The sequence below is a fragment of the Blastococcus sp. SYSU D01042 genome (assembly GCF_054050515.1).
The window spans coordinates 123,052-145,105 of record NZ_JBJGZM010000004.1; the positions used below are offsets into that span (position 1 = coordinate 123,052).

The 22,054-nt window shown below is 75.5% G+C and carries 19 protein-coding genes; 9 read left to right on the forward strand and 10 right to left on the reverse strand.

What is annotated here, in order from left to right:
- Positions 1-4: 4 nt before the first annotated feature.
- The gene (locus ACI79H_RS09560; RefSeq protein ID WP_456554137.1) at positions 5-901 is read right to left on the reverse strand and encodes a DNA-3-methyladenine glycosylase family protein; all 897 of its coding nucleotides are present in this window, start codon (positions 899-901) and stop codon (positions 5-7) included.
- 182 nt (positions 902-1,083) lie between these two features.
- Here ACI79H_RS09560 and ACI79H_RS09565 point away from each other — a divergent pair, with 182 nt between their 5' ends.
- On the forward strand, positions 1,084-2,013 hold the full coding sequence (locus tag ACI79H_RS09565; protein WP_456554138.1) for an oxygenase MpaB family protein: 930 nt from the start codon (positions 1,084-1,086) through the stop codon (positions 2,011-2,013).
- 88 nt (positions 2,014-2,101) lie between these two features.
- Here ACI79H_RS09565 and ACI79H_RS09570 read toward each other — a convergent pair whose 3' ends face one another.
- Positions 2,102-3,349 carry a wax ester/triacylglycerol synthase domain-containing protein gene (locus ACI79H_RS09570; protein WP_456554139.1) on the reverse strand — a complete coding sequence of 416 codons (1,248 nt, stop codon included), beginning with the start codon at positions 3,347-3,349 and terminating at the stop codon, positions 2,102-2,104.
- A 304-nt stretch (positions 3,350-3,653) separates the two neighbouring features.
- On the opposite strand from ACI79H_RS09570, the gene ACI79H_RS09575 reads away from it, so the two are divergent.
- The 4 genes from ACI79H_RS09575 (at position 3,654) to ACI79H_RS09590 (ending at position 7,076) form a co-directional block, all read left to right on the forward strand.
- Entirely contained in the window at positions 3,654-4,559 is a 906-nt protein-coding gene (locus ACI79H_RS09575) for an MBL fold metallo-hydrolase (RefSeq protein ID WP_456554140.1), read from the forward strand.
- Between the two features lie 106 nt (positions 4,560-4,665).
- Positions 4,666-5,643: an ABC transporter ATP-binding protein gene (locus tag ACI79H_RS09580; protein WP_456554141.1), complete on the forward strand. Its 978-nt coding sequence runs from the start codon at positions 4,666-4,668 to the stop codon at positions 5,641-5,643.
- Positions 5,640-6,437, forward strand: a complete 798-nt coding sequence (locus ACI79H_RS09585) for an ABC transporter permease subunit (protein WP_456554142.1) — start codon at positions 5,640-5,642, stop codon at positions 6,435-6,437. Before ACI79H_RS09580 ends, ACI79H_RS09585 begins: the two co-directional genes overlap by 4 nt.
- 42 nt (positions 6,438-6,479) lie before the next feature.
- Positions 6,480-7,076, forward strand: coding sequence for a TetR/AcrR family transcriptional regulator (locus ACI79H_RS09590; protein WP_456554143.1), 597 nt, complete (start codon positions 6,480-6,482; stop codon positions 7,074-7,076).
- Between the two features lie 80 nt (positions 7,077-7,156).
- On the opposite strand, the gene ACI79H_RS09595 is transcribed toward ACI79H_RS09590, so the two are convergent.
- From ACI79H_RS09595 to ACI79H_RS09615, 5 genes are all read right to left on the reverse strand, one after another.
- On the reverse strand, positions 7,157-7,819 hold the full coding sequence (locus ACI79H_RS09595) for a DUF998 domain-containing protein (protein ID WP_456554144.1): 663 nt from the start codon (positions 7,817-7,819) through the stop codon (positions 7,157-7,159).
- A 133-nt stretch (positions 7,820-7,952) separates the two neighbouring features.
- Complete coding sequence (locus tag ACI79H_RS09600) at positions 7,953-9,806, reverse strand: AMP-dependent synthetase/ligase (RefSeq protein ID WP_456554145.1); 1,854 nt, start codon at positions 9,804-9,806, stop codon at positions 7,953-7,955.
- A gap of 159 nt (positions 9,807-9,965) precedes the next feature.
- Positions 9,966-10,436 (reverse strand): potassium channel family protein, encoded by a 471-nt coding sequence (locus ACI79H_RS09605; protein ID WP_456554146.1) that lies wholly within the window; start codon positions 10,434-10,436, stop codon positions 9,966-9,968.
- Positions 10,437-10,492: 56 nt separating this feature from the next.
- Positions 10,493-11,131, reverse strand: coding sequence for an AMIN-like domain-containing (lipo)protein (locus ACI79H_RS09610; protein ID WP_456554147.1), 639 nt, complete (start codon positions 11,129-11,131; stop codon positions 10,493-10,495).
- Between the two features lie 13 nt (positions 11,132-11,144).
- The gene (locus ACI79H_RS09615; RefSeq protein WP_456554148.1) at positions 11,145-12,182 is read right to left on the reverse strand and encodes an alcohol dehydrogenase catalytic domain-containing protein; all 1,038 of its coding nucleotides are present in this window, start codon (positions 12,180-12,182) and stop codon (positions 11,145-11,147) included.
- Between the two features lie 477 nt (positions 12,183-12,659).
- On the opposite strand from ACI79H_RS09615, the gene ACI79H_RS09620 reads away from it, so the two are divergent.
- Genes ACI79H_RS09620 through ACI79H_RS09630 form a run of 3 tightly spaced genes read left to right on the forward strand, consistent with a single transcriptional unit; the run spans position 12,660 to position 18,165 of the window.
- Positions 12,660-12,959 carry a hypothetical protein gene (locus tag ACI79H_RS09620; protein ID WP_456554149.1) on the forward strand — a complete coding sequence of 100 codons (300 nt, stop codon included), beginning with the start codon at positions 12,660-12,662 and terminating at the stop codon, positions 12,957-12,959.
- Entirely contained in the window at positions 12,956-15,319 is a 2,364-nt protein-coding gene (locus tag ACI79H_RS09625; protein WP_456554150.1) for a PEP/pyruvate-binding domain-containing protein, read from the forward strand. Before ACI79H_RS09620 ends, ACI79H_RS09625 begins: the two co-directional genes overlap by 4 nt.
- A complete protein-coding gene (locus tag ACI79H_RS09630) occupies positions 15,316-18,165 on the forward strand; it encodes an alkaline phosphatase D family protein (protein WP_456554151.1) in 2,850 nt (949 codons plus the stop codon). Before ACI79H_RS09625 ends, ACI79H_RS09630 begins: the two co-directional genes overlap by 4 nt.
- Here ACI79H_RS09630 and ACI79H_RS09635 read toward each other — a convergent pair.
- Entirely contained in the window at positions 18,134-19,486 is a 1,353-nt protein-coding gene (locus ACI79H_RS09635) for a wax ester/triacylglycerol synthase domain-containing protein (RefSeq protein ID WP_456554152.1), read from the reverse strand. The two genes, ACI79H_RS09630 and ACI79H_RS09635, sit on opposite strands and share 32 nt — an antisense overlap.
- A 190-nt stretch (positions 19,487-19,676) precedes the next feature.
- Here ACI79H_RS09635 and ACI79H_RS09640 point away from each other — a divergent pair, with 190 nt between their 5' ends.
- Positions 19,677-21,251, forward strand: coding sequence for an LGFP repeat-containing protein (locus ACI79H_RS09640; RefSeq protein ID WP_456554153.1), 1,575 nt, complete (start codon positions 19,677-19,679; stop codon positions 21,249-21,251).
- 54 nt (positions 21,252-21,305) lie between these two features.
- Here the strand turns inward: ACI79H_RS09640 and ACI79H_RS09645 are convergent, their stop codons facing one another.
- Positions 21,306-21,491 carry a hypothetical protein gene (locus ACI79H_RS09645; protein WP_456554154.1) on the reverse strand — a complete coding sequence of 62 codons (186 nt, stop codon included), beginning with the start codon at positions 21,489-21,491 and terminating at the stop codon, positions 21,306-21,308.
- Complete coding sequence (locus ACI79H_RS09650; protein ID WP_456554155.1) at positions 21,488-21,925, reverse strand: hypothetical protein; 438 nt, start codon at positions 21,923-21,925, stop codon at positions 21,488-21,490. The genes ACI79H_RS09645 and ACI79H_RS09650 overlap by 4 nt, the downstream gene beginning before the upstream one ends.
- Positions 21,926-22,054: the final 129 nt, after the last annotated feature.

The following is a 22,054-nucleotide window of genomic DNA, read 5'->3' on the forward strand; positions in this document are numbered from 1 at the left end:
CGGCTCAGCGTCCACGGATGTCGTGCACCGGCGCACGATGCGCTCGCCGCGGTGGCCCGCCGCCGGCGAGTGCCAGGCGGATCACGCGGTAGCGGTGCGGACGGTACGGCTCGAGCAGCTGGCGCATGCGCTGGTCGTCCGCCCGTCGCTCGCCCGCGAGCAGCCAGGCGACCATGGAGGGGATGCCGGCGTCGCCGGTGATGACCGTGTCCGGGAAGCCCCACGTGAACGCCGACAGGCAGCTCGTGGTCCACGGGCCCACCCCTCGCACGGCACCGAGTGCCGCCAGAGCGGTGGCCCTGTCGAGTATGGGGTTGCGGAGCAGCCGGTGAGCGCAGCGTGCAGCGGCGATGAGCCGCTCGGCGCGCTGACGCTCGATGCCCAGGCGGTGCAGCTCCCCGTAGGTCAGGCGGGCCACGGCCTCCGGTAGAGGTGGGACGACGAGGTCGTTCGCTCCCGGCGCGGGTGACCCCAGCGCGGAGACCAGGCGCGACCACTGCGCAGCCGCCGCGTGGCGTGCGATCCGCTGTTGGACGATGAACCAGGCGAGGTCGTGCCACAGGCTTCCCGACGCGGCGACGCGGTCCCCCCGGTAGCGGCTCCAGCGCGCCCGGAGCGGGCCGGCTGCGGGAGCGAAGCCGCTGACGTCGTCGAGGAGTCCCAGCATCCCCGGGGCCTGGCGGACCAGCCAGTCGGCTCCGTCGCCGTACGTGCCGACGACGGCCTCCGGGCGGCGACCGTCCCACGTCACCACGATCGTCCCCGGTCCTTCCGGGGTCGGGCTGGCCCGCGCGAACCGACCGGGCCTCATCTGCACGGCAGGGTCGCCGGCCAGCATGAGGAAGGGCGCCAGGGTGAGTCCGAGGTCGACGTCCCCGGTGGGGAGGACCAGCGCGGTCATCCGCGGCGGGTCCGGGGCGGGACGGCAGCGGCCGCCGGCGACGGCCGACGTGCGGACGCCGTCCGGCCCTGGACGACCTGGCGATCGTCCAGCAGGGCGTCACGGCCGACACGTCGCGGCACGGACCGGAGCCTAGTCGGGACGCACGGGCGCGTCAGGTCGATCCGGTTCAGGATGGCGCTGTGGCCCCCCTGCTCAGCGAGCTGACCGCCCGCACCCGGGCGGTGTTCCGCGCCCGTGTCTCCGGTGACCCGGACGGCGCGCCGGACTGGGTGCGCGACATCGCGCGAGTGGGGGCGGGGCCGGGCTGGTTCGAGCCCGACGGGATCGTCTGGCGGGTGCACGGTGACCTCTCGACCCTGGTCGGCGGCGTCGCGGCACTCCTCGGTCAGGGCGCGCACCCCCTGGCGCTGGCGGGAGTGCAACGGCACTCCGCCTACCGCGAGGACCCCTGGAAGCGGCTGGCCGGCACCGCCCGCTGGCTGGTCGTGACCACGTTCGGGTCCGCCGAGCTGGCCGAACGGGAGGCGGCGCGGGTCCGCGGCATGCACCGCACGGTCCGCGGCAGCACCGACGACGGGCGGCCCTACTCCGCGGGCGAGCCGGAGCTGCTGCGCTGGGTGCACCTGGCCTTCACCGACGCCTTCCTGGCCGCGCAGACCGCCGTCGGCCGGGACATGAGCCGTTTCGGCCCGCGTTGGGGCGATGCCTATGTCAGCGAGTGGTCCCGCAGCGCCCGGGCACTGGGGGCGACCGACCTCCCCACCACCGAGTCGGAGCTCGCCGAGGCCCTGGCGGGGTACGCCCCGGTGCTGGAACCGGTACCGGCGGACCTGCTGGCCTTCCTCGCCGCGCCGCCGGGTCTGAGCCTGCCCGAGCGGGTCGTCTACTCCGGGTTCTCCGGCGCCGCTGCGCTCCTGGTCTCCCCCACCATCGCATCTCTCGCCGGCGTCCCCGGTCGCTCCGGACGGACGCTCGCCGACCGCGGCCAGCTCACGGTGAGCCGACTCCAGCTGCGCGCGATGAGCCTGGCGTTGGGCGGGTCCAGCCCCTCTGAGCAAGCCGGTCGATGGCGCCTGGGACTGGGCCCAACACCCGACTGGGCCGACTGATCCGCTCCGCGTCACGTGCCTCTCGCCGGCTGAGCGTCCCCTTCCCCTGACGCCGTCAGGTCCCGCGTGGCGGTCCCGGCCGGGATCGTCAGCGGAGCTCGGCGGCCTCCTGTTCCACCGCCTCGGCGAGCAGGTCGAGGTCGCCGACGACCGACGGGTCGGCCACCAGCCCGAAGCCCAGCCGGTCGGCGACCGACAGCACCGCCACCCGCAGCGCGTGGTGCTGTGCGACCTCCACCAAGGGCTGGACGGCGCCGACCGGCTCGCCGAGCACCGTGACCGACCGGTGCGGGCCACGCACGTCGGACACGTTGAGCGCGAACGACCGCCCGCTGCGCTGCAGCCGCTGGGCCAGACCCGCCAGCCGAGGCGAGAACCGGGCCATCCTGTCTCCGAGCTCGTCCAGCTCCTGGGCATCGTGGCGAGCCTTCCGCAGAGCCGTCTCCCGGCGGACCACGGCGAGTCGCGCGATCGGATCCGGCTCGTCCACCGGCAGGTCCACCCGGAACCAGGAGTCGCGGTTGCCTGCCTGGTCACCGTCGTGGTGCAGGGTCACCGGCACCTTGACCCTCAGCCCGTGGACCGGCCCGTGCCGGTGCTCCAGCCAGCGGCGCAGCGCACCCGCCACCACGGCGAGCACGGCGTCGTTCAGCGTCGCCCCGGCCAGCCTGCCGGCGGCCTCGTGCAACGCCGACACCGAGGTCACGGCCAGGGCGACCGTGCGCTGGCGCCCCACCTCCGCGTCGAACGGGGAGCGTCGCAGCCCGGGCACGAGTTCACCGGTCAGCACCCCGGCGAGAGACGAGCGCTGGAGGTCCCCGCCGGGACTCCTCGATCTCGGCACTCCGGGGCCGTTCCCGCCGATTCCGGCGGTGGCCGGCGCGGGGTCCCAGAGCACGTCCTCGGCCAGGCGCATGACGGTCCCGCCGTCGGCCAGCGCGTGGTGCACCCGCCACACCAGCACCGCGCCGCCGCCCACCACCGGGCCCACCACGTCCATCCGCCACAACGGCCGGCTCCGGTCCAGGGGCTCGCGGAACAATCGCACCAGTTCGGAGCGCAGGCCGGCCTCGTCGAACGGACCGGCCGCATCGACGGCCCGGACGTGCGCGGCGACGTCGACCTCCGTCGAGCGCCACACCGGCGCGTCCGACGGTCCGCTCAGCCGCCAGGTCAGCCTCGGCGCCTGCGGCAGCCGGCGGGCGATCCCGGCGCGCAACTGCCGCAGGTCGGGCGAGCCCCCGCCCAGGTGGACGACCGTGGCGGTGTGCCCGACCAGCCTGGCGTCCTCGAGGTCGAGGATCGCCCGGTCCTCGACGGTCAGCGGGACCTCCATGGCGGCAGCCTGCCGAGGAGCGGCGGCTGCCGGCAAGCGCCTCCCGCGCAACCGGCACAGGGGGCGGCCGTGGCGTCGACCGCGGGCGATCGCCTTGACGCCGCGCGACCGCCGGGATGCGATGAGCACCCGGTCCGGGTCGGCAGGCGGAGGGGACAGCGTGCGCCGGGTGACGCACGTGTCGGCCTCCGACGGGGCCGGACGGGTCGGGCGGGTCGAGCAGGACGAGGTCCACGCCCTCCGCCCCGCTGACCAGCAGGGCTGAGGGGGCCAGGTGTCCGGACACGGCGACGACGCAGCGGGCGTGCCCGACCCCCGGGTCGAGGAGGTCGCCGACGGCGTCTTCGCCTACATCCAGCCCGACGGCAGCTGGTGGATCAACAACACCGGCTTCGTCGTCGGGAGCTCCCGGGTGTTCGCCGTCGACGCCTGCTCCACCGAACGGCGCACCCGCGGCCTCGTGCAGGCGATCGGGCGGGTGACCGCCGCCCCGGTGCGCACGCTGCTCAACACCCACCACCACGGCGACCACACGTTCGGCAACGGCTGGTTCCCCGAGGCGACGATCCTCGGCCACGAGGAGACCCGGCGGCTGGTGATCGGGCAGCAGCCCCCACCGGACGGCGTCTTCTTCGAGCCGGTCGAGTGGGGCGAGCTGCCCCCGGCCCCGCCCTTCGTCACCTACCGCGACGGCGTTGACGTCTGGGTCGACGACCGCCGGGTGGAGGTGCGGCACGTCGGGACGGCGGCGCACACCACCAACGACTCGATCGCCTGGCTGCCCGACGACGGCGTGCTGTTCACCGGCGACCTGGTCTTCGACGGGGGCACGCCCTTCCTGCTCGCCGGGTCGATCGCCGGAGCCCTCGAGGCTCTGGACCGGCTCCGGGCGCTGGCACCCCGGGTCGTCGTCCCGGGGCACGGCGGGGTGTGCGGGCCCGATGTCCTGGAGCGGACCGAGGGCTACCTGCGGTTCGTCCAGCGCACCGCCGAGCAGGCGCACGCTGCCGGGCTGTCCCCGCTGGAGGCCGCCCGCGAGACCGACCTGGGCGAGTACGCCGGGTGGCTCGACGCCGAGCGCATCGTCGGGAACCTGCACCGCGCCCTCCTGGAGGTCGATGGCGGCGGGCGTGGCGCTCCCCTGGACCAGCTCGCCGCGCTGCGCGACATGGTCACCTTCCACGGCGGCCCGCTCCGCTGCTACGCCTGACGGCTCCGGGCCACGACCCCCCGCGGCCACGACCTGGCGGTCCTGGCGCGCCTCACCACGCGGCTGTATGGTGAGTGGGCACTCACTCACGTCCAGGGATGCCCCGATGAACGCCACAGCGATACGCACGACGTCTCTGATCCGCCGCTTCGGGCCGCTCGTCGCGGTCGACGACCTCAGCATGGCCATCCCCTCGCACGGGGTGATCGGCCTCGTCGGGCCCAATGGGTCGGGGAAGTCCACCCTGATCCGGATGCTGCTCGGGCTGGTCGCACCGAGCAGTGGGAGCGCAGAGGTGCTGGGCCGGCCGGCGACCGACCCCTCCACCTACGCGGGCGCGGTCGGCGCGCTCATCGAGAGCCCCGCCTTCGTGCCCGGCCTCTCCGCGCGAGCCAACCTCATCTCCCTGGCCCTGCTCCGCGGCATCCCCCGAGGACGGGTCGACGAGGTGCTCGACATCGTCGGCCTCCTCGGGCGGGAGACCGAACCGGTCAAGCGCTACTCCCTCGGCATGAAGCAACGGCTCGGCATCGCCGCCGCCCTCCTCCCGGACCCCGCCCTGCTCATCCTCGACGAGCCGACCAACGGCCTGGACCCGGCGGGCATCGTCGAGATCCGCGCCCTCCTGCAGCGGCTGGGCGAGTCCGGCCGCACGGTGATCGTGTCCTCGCACCTGCTCTCGGAGATCGAGAGCGTCTGCACGCACCTGGTCGTCATCCGCTTCGGGGTGCTGCTCTTCAACGGCCCCATCGACGAGCTGCTCGACCGCGCCACCACCCACGTGGACATGGCGCCGGAACACGCCGAGGACCTCGGACGGCTCATGCAGGTCCTGATCGATGCGGGGTGGAGCGTCAGCCCGGACGAGGGGCGCCTCCGCGTGGTCGGCGAAGGGGATGCCGCCGCGTCGCTCAACCGTGCGGCCGCGCGGGCCGGCATCACGCTGCGCTCGCTGTCCGTGAGCCGGGACAGCCTCGAGTCGATCTTCCTCGAACTCACCGGCGGCGACGACGGCGAGTTGTCCAGATCGCGAGCGGCCGCATCGTCCGGCCGCCGCGACCCCGTCCAGGAGCCGGCCCGATGATCGCCGTCGTCCGGAGCGAGCTCGTGCGGCTCCGCCGGCCGGGGATCCTCCTCGGCTGGGCGGCCTTGACGGCGCTGTTCGCGGTGCTGATCAACGTCGTGATGTTCCAGGTGGTCGAACAGGGCGCGCAACCGGTCGAGAACGGACCGGGCGTCGCCTTCCCGAGCGCCGAGGAATTGCTGGGCGTCTCCGGCATCGTCTCCGGCCTGTCCGCGGCGGCGTCCTTCTTCGGCGTCGTGGCGCTGGCCTTCTGGGCGCTCGCGACGGCGTCGGACTACTCCAGCGGGCTGGTGCGCGTGCTCGCCGCGGCCGAGCCGCGGCGCTGGCGGCTCGTGGCCGGCAAGTGGCTCGCACTCGCCGTCATGACCGCCGGCGCGACGCTGGTCGCCCTCGTGGTGAACCTGATGACCGCCCCCGTCGCCGCCTCGGCCGGTGGGTTCGAGCCCACCGCGTGGGGCGAGGACCTGCTACCGATCGCGCTGAGCGCGACGGTGAACCTCTACCTCTCCCTTCTGGTCTGGGGCACCATCGGCCTGGCGCTGGCTGTCGTCACCCGCTCCGCCGGCGTGGCGATCGGTGCGGGCGTCGGCTACGTCCTGCTCCTGGAGGCGGTCATCACCGCCGCCCTCGCCTCGGTGGCCGAGTGGCTGCCCGGCACGACCATCAGCGCGCTGGCCGACGGCGGCACCGCCGAGCTCGGCTACCACGGCGCCCTAGGCTTGGGGCTCGCGTACATCGCGCTCGCCGCCGTCGTGTCCTTCGCCGTCTTCCGACGACGCGACATCACGGACTGACCCGCCGTTTCCGCACGGCATGCGACAGAGGGAGCCTTCGCCATGCCACGTGGCACCGACACCCGGGCCGCCCTCATCCGGGCGACCACGGAGCTGGTCGCGGAGGTCGGCTACCACGACGCCACCACCCGGGTCATCGCCGAGCGGGCCGGCGTCGCGGAGGGTTCCATCTACCGGCACTTCCCCGACAAGCGCGCTCTCTTCACGGCCGCCCTCCTCGAGGGCCAGCGGGAAGTGAGCGGCTGGATGGCCGGGCTGCCCGCGCTGGCGGGCAGCCGGCCGGTCGAGGAGGTCCTCGCCGACACGTTCCGCCAGCTGTCCCGCCTGCGCGAGAGCGTCGTGCCGCTGGAGCTGGCCATGGCGGCGATGCCGGAACTCCAGCGCCATCTGGCCGGCGACGAGCTCCGGCAGGCGATCGAGGGCCTCGGCGGGCCCCCGCACCTGCTGGCGGAGTACCTCCGCGCCGAGCAGGCCCTGGGGCGGGTCCGGCCCGATCTGGACCCCGTCCGCATGGCGATGATGCTGCTGGCGAGCCTCTTCGGGGTGCAGACCAGTCCGCTCGCCTCACCGGACGGCATCGACCAGGACGGCCTGCTCGAGCTCGTGGCACTCATGGTCCACGGACTGACGCCGCCCTGAGCGGCACCGCCGGGCTCGACGTCCTCCCCGCGGTCGCCCCGACCCAGCACTGCGTCCACGGGGGCGAGTGGCGCGGCCGGTCAGCCCGCGTCGGCGGGATCGGGCTGCGACGCGGTCAGCGCGGCACCGAACACGACGATCCACAGGACCACCGGGTAGACGATCCAGCGCTCGACGCCTCCCTCGCCGAGCCGGTCGAAGACCGCGAGGTCCCCGAGGAACGTGTAGCCGAGCAGGAAGGCCAGCGCCACGGCCCCGAGCAGCACGTGCACCGGGCGCAGCACCCGGACCGTCAGCCGGGCGGTCAGGATCGCCGCGAGCCCGCCGGAGAGGAACGTGGCGATCGAGACCAGCTGGTGGACGGCCATCACCGTGTTGCCCGGGAAGACCCCGACGCCGATCATCCCGATGCCCAGCGCCGCGACCGGGAGCACCGCCCGGAGGCCGGCGCGGGACCGGTGCAGCAGGAAGGCGGCGACCGCGATCAGCACACCGCAGACGATCATCGTGGTGTTGAAGATGGCCGCCGAGGGCTGCCGCACGAGGTCGTCGGGACGCATCGCCGCCAGGTCGCTGACGGTGTTGTCGTGCAGGTCGTAGGCGACCGGGTACAGGGCCTCGGCGGTCATGATGCCCAGGACGACCGCCGAGCCGGCGAGGAGCAGGAGCAGGCCCGCGATGCTGCGGTCCCGTGAGCGCGGAGCCACGCCGGCGGCGGAGCTGCGCGTACGCGTCGTGGTCATGGCGGGCGCTCCTGGTCGGTTGAGGTACCGGTGCGCGTCCACCGTGGCCGGTGCCGTCGCGCGGACGCAGAGCCGGACGTCCCCCGTCCACGGGACGTCCGGCGTCCACGCCGGAGCGCATCGCCGCACGCGATCAGCGGGGAGGCGTGCCCGACCGCTCGCCGTACATGGAGTCCAGGAGCTCCGCGTACCTCGCCTCGACGGCCTTCCGCTTCAGCTTCATGCTCGGGGTCAGCTCCCCGGCCTCGACCGTCAGGTCGTGGTCGAGGATCCGGAAGTCCTTGATCGTCTCCCAGCGGTTGAGCCGGGCGTTGAGCTCGTCGATGGAGTGCCGCACGTACTCGCCGACGGCCTCGTCCGCGACGAGAGCCGCGTAGTCGACCTGCGTCCGCCCCTGCGCCTCGGCCCAGCGGGCCAGCGCGTCGGCATCGAGGGCGATCAGCGCGGTCGCGTAGCGGCGACCCTCGCCGTGCACCACCATCTGGCTCGCCAGCGGGCAGACGGCCTTGAACGCGCTCTCGACGCCCTGCGGAGCGATGTACTTGCCGCCCGACGTCTTGATCAGGTCCTTCTTCCGGTCGGTGACCCGCAGCCTGCCCTCCGCGTCGAGCTCGCCGACATCGCCGGTGGCCAGCCAACCGTCCGGGTCCAGCGCCTCGGCGGTGGCGTCCGGCCGGCCGTGGTAGCCCCGCATGACCAGCGGGCCGCGGATCAGGATCTCGCCGTCGTCGGCGATCCGGACCTCGGTGCCGGCCAGCGGCGCCCCGACGAGTCCGGGGACGGGCCGGTCGAGATCGGCGACGCACGCGCCACCCGCGGTCTCGGTCAGCCCGTACCCCTCGAGGATCGGCATGCCGACCGCGCCGAACCACGCCGCGACGTCCGGGGAGAGCGCGGCGCTGCCCGAGACGAGGAAGCGGATCCGCCCGCCGAGCCGGGCCCGGATCCTCGACAGCACCAACCGGTCGGCCAGGGCGTGCTGCGCCCGCAGCACCGGTCCGGTGCGACGGCCGTCCAGCCGAGCCCGCCAGAACCGGCCTCCGACGGCGATCGCCCTGGTGTAGAGCCGCAGCCGGAGACCGCCCTCCCCCTGGACGGTCTGCTCGACGCCCGCGTGGACCTTCTCGAAGATCCGCGGCGGGCCGGCCATGAACGTGGAGCGGACGACGGGAAGGTTGGCCACGATGCGATCGATGCGGCCGTCGACGGCGGTGGGGAAGCCGATCTGCAGCTGCACCGCCTCCAGCATCTTGCCGAACGAGTGCGCCAGCGGGAGCCACAGGTACTGCAGGTCGTCAGCGCGGAGCGTGCCGAGGGCCTCGGCCGCGGCGGCGATGTAGGTCCAGCAGCGGTGCGGCAGTTCCACGCCCTTGGGTCGCCCCGTCGTGCCCGAGGTGTAGATGAGGGTGGCCAGGTGGTCGGGGCCGACGGCGGCCACCGCGTCGTCCACGGCGGCAGGGGACGTGCTGAGCAGTTCCGCGCCCAGGCCGCGGAGGTCGGCGAGGCCGATCACCCAGTCGCCGTCGGTCGAGCCGTCGAAGGTGACCACCCGCATCACGTCGGGCAGCCGGGCGCGCTGAGCACGCAGCTTGGCGACCTGGACGTCGTCCTCCGCGAAGACGATCCGCGACCCGCTGTCGGCGAGGATGAAGCCGACGTCCTCGGCGCTGCTGGAGGGGTAGACCGCCGTCGTCGCGCCACCGGCGCACATGATCGCCAGGTCGGCGTGGATCCACTCGATCCGGGTGGTGCCGGCGATGGCGACCCGGTCCTCGGGGTGGATCCCCAGCGCCAGCAGCCCGGCTGCCAGCGCCTGCACCGTCCCCGCGGTGTCGCGCCAGGTCTCCGACGTCCAGCCCGTCGCGGCGGGGAACCGGAACGCCTCTTCGTCCCCGCTGGCCGCGACCCGGTCGTAGAACAACCGGGCGACCGAGGCCGCAGGCGTCAGGTGGCTACCGGTCTCGGCAACTGCGCTGGTCGTGGCCATGTCACTCGCACCTCTGGTCGTCCCGGCCCAGCGGTCGGGTGCGTGCTCCTCCATCGTCGCCACCCGTGGCTGGAGGGACAACCCCCTGGCGCCCGCGGCGCAGCTGCCACGTGGCGCCCACGGGGTCCCGGAACCCCGGGCCCGGACGACGGCGCGGGGCTAGCGCTCCTCGCCCTTCCTGCGCCGCGCCAACCCCTGCCACAGGATCTGCGCGGCGGTGGCGAGGACCACGACGTTGAAGATCATCTGCGTGCTGACGACCAGGCGGGCGAGCTGCCCCGCGGCGTGGACGTCGCCGAACCCCACCGTCGTGAGCGTCGCCAGGGAGAAGTAGAGCGCGTCGGTCCGCGTCTCCAGACCGACGAACTGGCCCTCCCCGGCGTGCGCGACGGTGTGGTCCACGAGGGCGAAGACCAGGACTCCCCCGACGAGCGCGACCAGCAGCCGGCCCAGCCGGGCCCCTGGATCGCGGCTCCGAGCGGCGCGCAGGACCTCCCGCCCGACCGACCACACGGCCAGGCCCAGCACCGCCACGGTGGCTCCCGCTCGGACCAGGGTGGTGGGTTCGACCGTGGATCCGGAGATCGGGACCAGGTAGTAGGCGGCCAGGGCGAGCAGGACGGCCACCACCGGCCGCAGCAGCGGGTGCCGGGGCGCCGGCGCCGGTTCTCCGGCGGCGGCGCCGGTCAGGATGCGTCCGCGACTTCGAGGACGACCCGTGCCGGGCCTTCCAGGAGGTACACCCGGAACGGCGTCTCCGACTCCGTGCCGACCAGGGCCACCGTGACACCCTCGAACGTCCCGTCGAAGAAGACCTCCGTCACCACCTCCGTGCCGTCGCCGGACAGACGCTGCGGACCGGCGTACTCCTCGATGCCGGTGTCGGGCGGGTAGCCCACGCCCGTGATCGTGACCTGGAGCGCCGCGTCCCCGGCCAGGTCGACGACCTCGCCGCTGCCCTGCCGCGACGGCTGGTCGGTGTACCGGACGTCCCAGCCCGGCGTCCCCGCGCCGTCGAACTCGAACACGACCCGGTCGTAGCCCTCGTGCCGGCCGACGCGGATCTCCGTGACGTTCCCCAGCGCGTCGGCCGAGGCCTGCTGGGTGTCCGGCTGCGTGTTCGCCGGGAAGGGCGGCCGCGGCGAAGCGGTGCTGCCCCCGCCGTCCCCGTCCCCGCCGTCCCCTCCGTCCGACGGCGAGGGGGACGGCGTGGACTGCGAGGCGCCCGTCTGCGCCGCCCCGCCGCCGGGGTCGTCGCCGTCGTCACCGCAGCCGGTGAGCAGGCCGGTGAGCAGGAGCAGGGCGGTGAGCACGGTGCGGCGCATGTCCAGCTCCTCGTCAGCGGAGGACGGCGACCTTCAACGCACCCGAGGCCACCGGGTCGTCGAACAGGTCGTAGGCCTCGGGGGCCTGGTCGAAGCCGAAGCGGTGGGTGACCATGCGGCCCGCGTCGAGCTTCCCCGCCTGGAGCATCCGCAGCAGCATCGGCGTGGACACCGTGTCGACCAGCCCCGTGGTGATCGTGACGTCCCGGATCCACAGCTGCTCGAGGTGCAGCGTCGTGGGCTTGCCGTGCACGCCGATGTTGGCCACCCGGCCTCCCGGGCGCACGACGTCGACGGCGAGGTCGAATGCCGCAGGCACGCCGACGGCCTCGATCCCGACGTCGGCTCCGAGCCCGCCGGTGAGCTCGCGCACCGCCGCGACGACGTCGTCGTCGGGCGACAGCGCGAGGTCCGCACCGAACGCGGTCGCCGCGGCCCGCCGGGACTCCACCGGATCGACGACGACGATCCGCTGCGGCGTGTACAGGCCCGCGGTCATGACCGCGGCCAGCCCGATGGGGCCCGCCCCCACGACGACGACGGTGTCGCCGGGCCGCACCTGCCCGTTGAGCGCCCCCACCTCGTAGGAGGTGGGGAGGATGTCGGCCAGCATCAGCGCCGCCTCGTCGGCCACCCCCTCCGGCAGCCGGTGCACCGACCCGTCGGCGTAGGGCACCCGCACGGCCTCGGCCTGCACCCCGTGGATGGTGTGCCCCAGGAGCCAGCCGCCGCCGCCCTGGCACTGCCCGTAGCGCCCCTCGCGGCAGTAGGAGCAGCGACCGCACGCGGTGATGCACGAGACGAGGACCCGGTCCCCGGTCGTCACGGTCCGGACGCCGGGCCCGACCTCGGTCACGGTGCCGACGGCCTCGTGCCCCAGGATCGTCCCGGGCGGGAACTCCGGGACGTCGCCCCGCAGGATGTGCAGGTCGGTGCCGCAGATGGTGAAGCCGTCCACCTGCACGACGACGTCCTCCGGGTCCTGGATCCGCGGGGCGGGCACGTCCTCCCAGCTCCGCTTGCCCGGGCCGTAGCAGACCATCGCCTCCATGGCTGACCTCCCAGTCGTCGGTGCCCCCAGTCCAGCGCCGGCGCCACGGTGGACCCAGACGCCGAAGGTCCTGGCTGCAGGGGCCGCTGGGCCCGCGCGGCCGCAGCGGTCAGCGGGGCCCGTCCCACAGGTCGCTCGCGGCCGCCCACGGGTCCTCCGAATCACGCGCGGCTCGACGTCCAGCCGCACCACGGCGCGCCGGCCCACGTCGTAGCGCGGCCACCCGGGGTCCCGGTCGCGACGAAGTCGGCCCAGAACCGGTGCACGGTGTCCGCCAGCGCCTGCGGTGGGTCGTCACCACCGTCTTCCGCACTGCTGTGCCGTCTCCCGCCCTCCTGTCCCCTGCCGGCGGGTGGCGACCGGGGTGGGGCAGGCCGCCGAAGGTCCCCTCGAGAGGGGCCGCTCGGCCCGGGGCCACGCGGCTCCCACGACCTAGCGTCCGAGGGGTCCCCTCCCTGCGGCGTCCGGACGGCGATCGTGCACCCCCTCCCCCTCCTCCAGGTCGTGGCGCTGATCGGCGTCGCCGTGGCGCTGGTGGACGCCCTCCGCGACTCCGACGGCGACCTCGCCCTCCTGATGGCAGCAGTGGCGGCCGTGCAGCTCGCGGCGCTCGCCGCGGGCCTCCGCGGCCGGTCCGCCGTCGCGCTGCGCCGGGACCTCGCCACGTGGTTGCGGCGGCAGAGCACGGCCACCGGTGAGCCGCTCGACCGGCTCGCCGACCGCTGCGTCGCCGCCTACCGCGCCGGTCTGGTCGGCGAGCCGCGGGATCCGGCGTGACGTCCGCTCCCGCGACCACCTCCTCGGCGGTCCTCCCGCTCCGCCGGGGCGTCCCCGCCCCACCGGATCAGCTCGGCGGCAAGGGTGCGTCGCTCGACCGCCTGGTCCAGGCCGGATTCCCGGTGCCGCCCACGGCAGTCGTCACCGCGTCCACCTACCGGGCGGTCGCCGGACACCCCGACCTGCACGGGCTGCTGTCGCGGTTGCGGGCCGGCGAGGTCGTGCCCGCCGCCGAGGTGGACGCGGCCTTCCTGGCCGTCCCGGTGCCCGACGCCATCGCCGCGGAGATCGTCGGAGCCGTCACGGCGACCGGCGGCGACCAGCCCGTGGCCGTCCGCTCGTCGGCCACGGTGGAGGACATGGCCGGCGCGTCGTTCGCCGGCCAGTACCGCTCCAGCCTCGACATCGGCCCGGAGTCTGCCCTGCGCGCCGTCCGCCTGACGTGGGCCTCCCTGTGGCATCCCGCGCCGTGCGCCTACCGGCGCGCCTGGGGCATCCGCGAGGACGACATCGCCATGCCCGCCGTCCTGATGCGGATGGTGCCGGCGCGCTCCGCCGGGGTGGTGTTCACCGTCGACCCGGGCGGCGCAGCCGGCCGGATGCGGGTGGAGGCGGTCCCCGAGCTCGGCGAGTCCCTGGTCTCCGGTGCCCGGACACCCGACGTGTGGCTGCTCCCCCGCGACGGCTGGGCCGACGAGGTCGCGCCCGCGCAGGTCCGCGAGGCGGGGGCGCTGGCGCTGGAGGTGGAGCGGACGGAGGGCGGCCGGCCGCAGGACGTCGAGTGGGCCTGGGACGGCGATCGGACGTGGCTGGTGCAGGCGCGGCCGATCACGACGGGCCCGGCCCGGGCGGACGACGGCTGCGACACCGCGCCGGACGACGCGGAGCTCACCACCGCCGCGATCGGCGAGACCCTCCCCGGGGTGCTCCCGCCGCTGGTGTGGGACGTCTCCTCCTTCCTGGTGGAGGAGGCCTTCCGCGAGGTGCTCGGCCGCCTGTGGGGCCTGGGCGACGGGCGCGACGGCCCCCACGACCTGATCCGTCGGGTCCGCGGTCGCGCCGCGCTCGACCTCGACGCGCTGCGCGCTGCGGCGCGCCGCATCCCCGGCGGCTCGGAGGCCGAGCTGGAGCGGCAGTACTTCGGCGCCGCGCTGCCGGGCGCCGCCGACGGTTCCCCCGCACCGTGGTGGCGCACGGTCCCGCTGCAGCTGCGCGCCGGCACGGCCCGCCGCCGTTCCACGACCGAGGCCGGGGTCCTGCTCGCCGCCGTCCCGGCGCTGCTGGACGACCCGCCGCACCTCGCGGACCTGACCGACGCCCAGCTGCTGGCCTACCGGCGCCGGCTGGTCGACCTCGGGGCCCGGGCGATGACCGTGGAGCTGGCGGTCGCCTCCGCGGCGGTGGCGGCGTACCAGCAGCTCGAGGCGCGCCTCGCCGGGTACCTGGGCGAGGGAGGCGCGGCGGCCGTTGCGCAGCGGGTCACCGCGGGTGCCGGCGCCCGGCGGGGCCCGCGTCCCCTGGACAGCAGGTCGGTCTTCGCTGGTGCCACCTGGGCCGAGACCGGTGGGCTCCCGGAGCCGCGGCAGGGCACGGCCCGGCCCGACCCCGACGGGGCCCGCCGCGAGCTGGAGGAGGCGCTCACCGGTGAGCGGCGCTGGCGGCGGGTCCGGATCCTGACCGGTCAGCTGGTGGACGTCCGGCTGCACGTGCTGCGCCGCGAGATCGCCGACGCCGCCGAGGGGCTGGCGCGGCGGGAGGAGGTCAAGTCGGCGGTCCTCGCCGTCGGCGGGGAGGTGCGCCGCGTGCACCTCGAGCTGGGCGGACGGCTGACGGCCGGCGGAGTGCTCCCCGGGGCTGCGGACGTCGACCTGCTGCGGGACGCCGAGCTCGCGCCCGCCCTGGCCGGCGCGCCGCCCGCGCCGGCCGTGCTGGCCCGCCGGCGACGGTGGCTGGAACAGCGGGCGACGGATCCGCCGCTGCCGCTGCGCTTCACCGGGGCACCGGCCGCCCCCGCGCCCGTCGCGCCCACCGGGGCGCGGCTCACCGGGTGGGCCGCGGCGCCGGGGCGGCACACGGGGCGGGCCCGCACGCTCACGGCACCGGAGCCGGACCTCCTCGCGCCGGGTGAGATCCTCGTGGCCGCGGCGACCGACGCCGGCTGGTCCCCGGTGTTCCTCCGGGCGGGCGCCATCGTCGTCGAGCGCGGCGGGCCGCTGTCGCACGCGGCGATCGTCGCCCGGGAGCTCGGTCTGCCGGCCGTCCTGAACGTCGCCGGGGCGAGCGGGGCGCTGGACGGCCGCCTGGTCTCCGTCGACGGCGACGCGGGCACCGTCGAGGTCCAGCCCGAGGAGGACCGGTGAGGCGCCGTCGCGTCCGCGAGGACTGGTGGGCCGACGCCGACATCGACCGCGCGCAGATCTTCGTGCCGGCCATCATGGGCGCGGGACTCCTCGTCTCCGGGTTCACGCTCGTGCGCGACGCCCTGCACGGCCGCCGGCGGCGCGGCCGGACCCGCGCGACCGCGCTGGAGGCCGCCGCGGTGGCGGGCTTCGTCCGGACCGGGGAGCCGCCGGACACCGCGCTCGCCGCAGGACTGCGCCCGCGCGTGCACTACGTGCTGCTGGCCCTGGTCACCGGCGCGCTGGCCGTCTACGGGGCGCGCGGAGCGACCAAGAACTACGCCCCCGCGCGCGGCGGCATGTTCGAGGGGCTGGCGTGGATGTACGCGGCGCTGCTGCTGGTCGTCGCCGGCATGGCCGCGGTCGCGGTGCTCTCCACCGCCGCGGCCGTCACCTGGCCGTCCCCACCGCGGTGGCTGCGGCCGCTGCTGGCCAGCACTCCCCTGGGCCAGGTCCCCGAGGACGGAGGCCGACGTGGGGTCCTGATCCTCGGCTGGGCCGCGGTCCTCTCCGCCGTGGCGGCGACGCAGTTCGTCTTCACCACCGCCGGCGCGCCTCAGCTGCTCGCCGAGATCGACGACGAGATCTCCGCACCCGTGGACCCGGTCCTGCCGTGGGCGCAGCTGGGCACCGTGCCGGTGGCGATCGTGCTCTCCGTCGTCGTCGGCCTCGTGGGGCTGCGCTGCGTGACGTTCGCGCTCGGACAGCTGACCGTCGTGGTGGCGGCCCTGGTCGGCACCGCCGTGCTCGCTGATCGGCTCGAGCGCGCGTTCCCGCCCGACGGGGCGATGGCCGGCCTGACCGGGTCGCTGCCCAGCGCGCCGGTGCTCCAAGCCACGCTGTTCGCCGGCCTGCTGCCCCTGGCCGTCTTCGTCCGCACCCGACGCCGCGGCCCGGCGCTGGCCACCCTCGCTCTGACCGGTACGGGCGCCGTCGTGGTCGCCGTCGAGGTCGTGCGGGCCCGGCTGACCTGGCCCTCGGACGCCGTGGCCGGGGTCCTGGTGGGGCTGGCGCTGGTGCTGGCGACCTGGTGGGCGCTGGAGCAGCCGCGCCGGCACCGGCGCTGCTCGGCCTGCCCCTGGGAGGCTCCCGGCGATGCTGCGGCCGGACCGGGGCTGCTGCCGGTCACGCCGGCCGAGGAGCGCGCTCTGCGCCGCGCCGCCCGCTGGCTGATGGCCGCCACCGTGCTCGTGTTCCTCGGGCTGGCGGTGGTCGAGGGCCTGCCGGTCAGCCCGGAGGGCGAGGCCATCGGGCCGGCCCTGACGCGGCAGCTGCAGCTGGGCCTGCTCGGCCTGGCGGCGATCGCGGGGCTCGTGGCGCTGCGCTGGCACGCCACCGGCGCCGCGCTGGCCGCGCTGGCCGGGACCGTCCTGGCCGTCTTCGCGGCCACCACCTACCAGCCGTGGGTCAGCCTGCTGGTCGCCGCGGCGTTCCTGCTCCCGGCGTTCCTGATGTGGGTCGCCTGGCAGCACCGCCGCTCGATGCGCTCGGTGGTGGTCCTGGCGATGACCACGGCACTGCTGCTCGCGGGCACCTTCGCCGGGGCCACGGCGACCAGCGACTTCTTCTTCGGGCCGCTGCACCCCCGCTCGGCCACCCTCGCCCTGCCCGTCGACTCCGTCGAGTGGGCGTGGTCGGGCGGGGTCACCGCCCGGTCGGCCCAGGTGGTCGCGGGCCTGGATCGGCCCGGTGGGACGGCGCGCCTGGTGGTCGCACCCGCCGCCGGCGGCGACGTGGTGCGGTCGGCACCCGCGGAACCGTCGGACGAGGGGGTCGTGCGCCTCGAGGTGGGCGGCCTGGAACCCGGGACGAGGTACCGCTGGACCGTCGAGGTGGACGGTGTCCCGGACGGCTCCCGGGGACGCGGCCGCCTGACGACGGCGCCGGAGGGGCCCGCATCCTTCACCCTCGCCGTCGCCTCGTGCGCCCGCACCGGGTCCAGCGGCGCGGTCTTCGACGCCATCCGCGCCGTCGACCCGCTGCTGTTCCTGCACACCGGCGACCTGCACTACGCCAACATCGAGCGCGACGACCCGGCCGCCTTCGGCGATCGGTACGAGGACGTGGTCACCGCGCCGGCCCAGGCCGCCCTGTACCGCAGCGTGCCGGTCGACTACGTGTGGGACGACCACGACTACGGGCCGGAGAACGCCGATGCGTCGTCGCCCGCGCGGTCGGCCGCCCGGGAGGCCTACCGCACCTACGTCCCCCACCACGCGCTGGCCGAGGGGCCCGGCGGCGCCATCCACCGCGCCTTCACGCTCGGCCGGGTCCGCGTGGTGGTGACCGACACCCGCTCGGAGCGCACCGGTAGCACCATGCTGGGAGCCCGGCAGCTGGCCTGGCTGGAGGAGGAGCTGGTCACCGCGAGCCGCACCCACGCCCTCGTGCTGTGGGTGAACCCCACCCCGTGGATCGCCCCCGACTCCCCGGGAGCCGACACGTGGGGTGGCCACGCCGACGAGCGCCGCCGCATCGCGGACACGCTGGCCGCCGCGAGGGTGGACGACCTGGTGATGGTGAGCGGGGACGCCCACATGGTCGCCATCGACGACGGCAGCGGCACCGGCTACAGCACCGGGGGCGGCGCCGGCTTCCCGCTGCTCCAGGCCGCGGCCCTGGACTCGCGCGGCGACGTGAAGGGCGGCCCGTACAGCGAGGGCACCTTCCCCGGGGCCGGGCAGTTCGGCACCGTCACCGTCACCGACGACGGCGGGGCGAGCGTGCGTGTCGACCTCGCCGGCCGGACCTGGACCGGCGAGGTGCTGACCAGCCTCACGGTGACGCTGCCGGTCCCGGCTGCCTGACGAGGGCCTCGAACTGCGCCTCCAGCGCGGCGGTGAGCACGGCCAGGTCGGGCACGCGACCGGCGTCGGCGATCGCCGTCACGGTCAGCGTGCCGGCGTAGGACAGCGCGTCGAAGGCGACGGTCACGTTGCCGGCCTCCCCCACGGCGACCGGCCAGATCGCCTCGATCGTCCGTCCGCCCAGCGCCAGGGGCCGGTCAGGTCCGGGCACGTTGCTCACCAGGGTGTGGAAGCGGCGCTGGTGGCGGAGGTACCAGCGGTAGGCGCCCGCTGCGGCGAGCACCCGGAACAGCGGCCCCAGCAGGGCGGGCAGCGAGGGGCCGGTCGCCGCGTCCCGCGCGGCCCGCACCGTGCCGGCCAAGGAGCGCAGCCGCCCCGCCGGGTCCCCGGCCACCGGGACGGCGACCACCAGCGGGGTGGTGGCGTTGCCCAGCCGGTCGGCGCCCGCGGTCCGCCGCGCGGTGACCACCACCGTGACCAGGACCGGGTCGACCTCTTCCCCGCGCGCGGCCAGCAGGTCGCCCAGGGCCCCGGCGACCGCGACCAGCAGGGCGTCGTTGACCGTGCCGCCCGCGCGGTGCGCCGCGGCACGCAGCCGCGCCAGGTCCACCTGCACGGCGGCTGCACGGCTGCGTGCACCCGTGGGGGCGAGCAGCGAGCAGTCGGTGGCCCGCGGCGCACGCGTCCCGCCGGCCGAGCGCACGGCGTCCCGCAGCTCCCGCACGCCGGCCCGCCAGCGGCCCAGTGCCAGCCGGCGGCCGCACCAGGCATCGGCGACCAGGACGCGGTAGGACGGGCGCGGGGCGGGAGCCGCCGGCCGGGACGGGGGTGCCCCGTCCACCAGCGCCGCGAGCAGCGCCAGACCCCCGATGCCGTCGGCCAGGACGTGGGACAGCACCACGACGACGCCGGTCCGCCCGCCCGCCATCCCGGGGACCACGGTCGCAGCCCACCCCGGGCGGTCCGCGGGCAGCGGCTCGCTCACGGCCGAGGTGGCGAGATCGAGGAGCGCCTGCTCGTCCTCCGGCGGAGGGCAGGGCAGGAGCCGGACGTGCCCTGCGGGGTCGGCGTCCGGGTCGTCCACCCACACCGGCCGGCCGGCACCCGGGGGCGTGCGGACCAGCCGCTGGCGCAGCCGCCGCACCCGTCCCAGCCGGTCGGCGACCAGGAGTGCGACCTCGTCCGGCCCCGCTCCACCGGGAGCGAGCACGAGCACGGCGGCCAGCTGCATCGGCAGGCCGCGCCGGCCCAGGGAACGCACGGCCAGGTCGGCCGGCCCGGCGCGGTCGACGGCATCGCGATCATCTGCTGTCCCGGCCATGGCCTCTCCCGTGGTCGTCGGTCCCGGCGGTCATGATCGGTCCGATCCGCCGGAACCGGCCGCGGTTCCAACGTCCTGGCTACCGGAGTCCAGGGGCTCTGGGCCCGGTGCCGCTGTGCCGCGCACGCTTCTATGACGGTCCGGCGCCCGACCAGGGTGGTCGCGGCGCCCCCGCCGGGAGGTGGTCCCCGTGCCGGTCCGGCGTCGTCGACTCGTGATGGTCCTGCTGATCGCCCTGCTCACCGCGGGGCTCGTCCACATCCCGCCCGCGGCGGCCGCCCCGGTGTGCACGCAGGCCGACCCGGTGGTGCGCCGGCACTGCGAGCTCGGTGGGGCGAGCGGGTTCCTCGGAGCTCCGACCACCGCGGTGCTGCCCACCCCCGACCGGTCCGGCCTCTTCCAGTACTACACCGGCGGCGCCATCTACTGGACCGCCGCCACGGGCGCCCGCGAGGTGCACGGCGACATCCTGGCGAAGTGGGGCTCGCTGGGCTGGGAGCGGAGCTTCCTCGGCTACCCGGTCAGCGACGAACTCCCCACGCCCGACGGCGTAGGCCGCGGCTCCTTCTTCCAGGGCGGCTTCGTCTACTGGACCCCGGCCACGGGAGCGCACGAGGTGCACGGCGCCATCCTCGCGAAGTGGCGGTCGATGGGGCTGGAGCGCAGCGTGCTCGGCTACCCGGTCACCGACGAGTTCCCCATGCCCGACGGGATCGGCCGTTCGAGCTTCTTCCAGGGCGGGGCGATCTACTGGACCCCGGCGACCGGCGCGCACGAGGTGCACGGCTCCATCCTCGCGACGTGGGGGGCGATGGGCTGGGAGCGCAGCCGTCTCGGCTACCCCATCAGCGACGAGTACGACGTGAACGCCGGACGGCAGAGCGACTTCCAGGGCGGCTTCCTGCGCTGGACGGCGGCCACCGGGACCGTGCGCACCGCGGTGCTGGACCCCTACGACCGCTCGGGCACCTGGGTGTCCCGCTACGGGTTCAGCCGGGAGTTCGGCGGGCCGAACCCGCCGATCGCGCCATCGGCGGTCGACGCGATGGCGGCCGCCGGGGTGGACACCCTCTACCTGCAGGCAGCCTCCAAGGACCCGCGCTTCCCGGATCTCCTCAGCCCCGACCTGCTCGGCCAGTTCCTCACCCGCGCCCACGCGCGCGGCCTGCAGGTGGTGGCCTGGTACCTGCCGGAGCTCACCGACGTGGAGGCCGACCTGCGCCGGCTGCGGGCCGTGGTCGACTTCCGCGCCTCCGGGCAGGCCTTCGACGCCGTCGCGGTGGACATCGAGGACCTGACGGTGACCGACGTCGACCTCCGGAACGCCCGCCTCGTCGACCTCTCGACCCGCCTGGCCGCCTACGCGCCGACCACCACGCTCGGCGCCATCGTGCTCCCACCCGTGGTCACCGATGTGCTCAACACCGCGTACTGGCCGCGCTTCCCGTGGCGGCAGCTCGCGCCCCTGTACCAGGTGTGGCTGCCCATGGCGTACTGGAGCAACCGGACGGCGGCGTCGGGCTGGCGTGACGCCTACCGGTACACCAGCGAGAACATCGCCCGCGTGCGCGGCAACCTCGGGGAGCCGTGCGCCGCGGTGTCGGTCGTCGGGGGCTTCGGCGTCGGCATCCCCGCCGGCGACTACGCGTCCATGGCGCGGGCCGCGGCCGACCAGGGCGCCGTCGGCGTGTCGATCTGGGACTGGGGCACCACCCCGCCGGCGTCCTGGCCCCCGGTGCGGGACTACGCCGTCCGCGGCTGCTGAATGAGCCACCTCGACCTCGCCAGGGGCACGGGCCACAGCCATGCGGAAGCCCGATCAGGCCATGCCTCCACCGGTCCCGCCGCCGAAGAAGAAGCCCGGCGGGATGGTCACGGGGTCGTCCTGCTTGCCGCACCGACGGCACACGAGGTGGTCGGGCCCCTCGTACCTCTCGTCCGGCGGGTGCCGCCGGACCCACGAGTGCAGGCCCAGCAGACAGCGCACGTGCGGCCGCCGGCTCACCGGACGCGCTCCGCGGCCCGCATGCGGGCCAGTGACACCAGCGCCGCCACCACACCGATCGCAGCGCCGACGATCCCGACGACGAGCACCACGCGCGCGACGGTCCCCCAGCCGCCGGGCAGGTCGAACGGGAAGACCTGGAGGACCCGCGCAGACACGGCGACGCCGAACCCCGAGGTCACGACGAGGCCGGCCGGAGCCAGCCAGCCGGGGCCGCCGGCCAGCTGCACGAGGTGGACGGCGATGCCTGCGACCAGCGCGGCGTCGACCAGCCCGAGCACCCGAGGGGTGTCTCCGGTCAGGAGAGGCAGGGCGTCCCACCCGGGCCGGACGTGGATCGCCAGGAGCAGCAGCCCGTTCACGACGGCTCCCAGCAGGTGGCCCAGGGCGCGCCCGGCGGCGGTGGGCACGGGAGCGGTGCGGAGCTCGGTCATGGTTCCTCTCCGGATCGTCTGATCGACGTCGACGCTAGGAGTGGCCCGAGGCCCCAGCCCGGGGCGGAGGTCCGCCGGGACCGGGCCGGAAGGCCTCCGGTACCGGCAGCTCCCCGACGGCGCGACACC